Annotated in this window: 1 protein-coding gene; it reads right to left on the bottom strand. The window is 64.7% G+C overall.

Going from position 1 to position 1,702, the window contains the following annotated elements; all coding sequences use genetic code 11:
* The coding region (ctaD, locus tag AC1DZ6_RS24705) for a cytochrome c oxidase subunit I (protein WP_477099740.1) at window positions 1-1,613 on the bottom strand (1,613 nt) is incomplete at its 3' end.
* Window positions 1,614-1,702 lie beyond the last annotated feature (89 nt).

The raw sequence follows: 1,702 nt of genomic DNA, 5'->3' as shown, positions 1-1,702 counted from the left end.
GGCGAGGACAGGGTCCATTCCAGGGTGGTGGCGCCTTCGCCCCACGGATTGGCCTCGGCCTTGCGACGGCGGATGGCGGCTTCCAGCAGGATCACCAGGAACACCAGCACGCCCACGGCGGTGATCGCGTAGCCGATCGACGAGACGTGGTTCCACAGGGTGAAGGCGGCCGGATAGTCGACATAGCGGCGCGGCATGCCCTGCAGGCCCAGGAAGTGCTGCGGGAAGAAGATCAGGTTGACGCCGACGAACATGATCCAGAACTGCACGCAGCCCAGGAATTCGTTGTACTTCACGCCCCACATCTTCTCGAACCAGTAGAAGAAGCCGGCGAAGATGGCGAACACGGCGCCCAGCGACAGCACGTAGTGGAAGTGGGCGACGACGTAATAGGTGTCGTGCAGGCTGTAGTCGATGCCGGCGTTCGACAGGACCACGCCGGTCACGCCGCCGACGGTGAACAGGAAGATGAAGCCGATCGCCCACAGCATGGGCGTCTTGAAGCTGATCGACCCGCCCCACATCGTGGCGATCCACGAGAAGATCTTCACGCCGGTAGGCACGGCGATGACCATCGTCGCGGCCACGAAATAGGCGCGCAGATTGATGCTCATGCCGACGGTGTACATGTGGTGGGCCCACACGATGAAGCCGACGAAGCCGATGGCGACCATGGCGTAGGCCATCGCCAGATAGCCGAAGATCGGCTTCTTGGAGAAGGTCGAGACGATGTGGCTGATGATGCCGAAGCCGGGCAGGATCAGGATGTACACTTCCGGGTGACCGAAGAACCAGAACAGGTGCTGGAACATGACGGGGTCGCCGCCGGCGGCCGGGTCGAAGAAGTGGGTGCCGAAGTTGCGGTCGGTCAGCAGCATGGTGATGGCGCCGGCCAGGACGGGCAGCGACAGCAGCAGCAGGAAGGCGGTGATCAGCACCGACCAGGCGAACAGCGGCATGCGGTGCAGGGTCATGCCCGGCGCGCGCATGTTGAAGATCGTGGTGATGAAGTTGATCGCGCCCAGGATCGACGAGGCGCCGGCCAGGTGGAGGGCCAGGATCGCCAGGTCCATCGACGGGCCGGTGTGGCCGGTGGTCGAAAGGGGCGGATAGATCGTCCAGCCGCCGCCGAAGCCCTTGCCCGGGCCGCCGTCGACGAACATCGAGGTCAGCAGCAGACACCAGGCGGCGACCAGCAGCCAGAACGAGATGTTGTTCATCCGCGGGAAGGCCATGTCCGGCGCGCCGATCATGATCGGCACGAACCAGTTGCCGAAGCCGCCGATCATCGCCGGCATGACCATGAAGAAGATCATGATCAGGGCGTGGGCGGTGACCACGGCGTTGTAGCCGTGCTTGGACTGCTCGACGAGGCCCATGAGGCTGATCGACGAGTTGGGGCCGAAGATCTGGATGCCCGGCTCGGCCAGTTCCCAGCGGATCAGGCCCGACAGCGCGCCGCCCACCAGGCCCGCCATGATGGCGAACAGGATGTAGAGCGTGCCGATGTCCTTGTGGTTGGTCGAGAAGAACCAACGCTGGAAGAAGGGCGGCTTGTGGTCGGCGTCGTCGTGCGACGCGTCGTGTTGATCGATGTCAGCGGCGTGAGCCATCGGACTTAATCCTGCAATCGTATCTTAGGCCGCCGGCGCGGCGGGAGCCGCGGCCGGAGCGGAAGCGGGGGCGGCGGCCGGGGTCGCGG

It is taken from the genome of Caulobacter sp. P1_B12_2, assembly GCF_056406675.1.
Note: the sequence above shows the minus strand (reverse complement) of the source record. Positions and strands in the feature narration are given on the sequence as shown.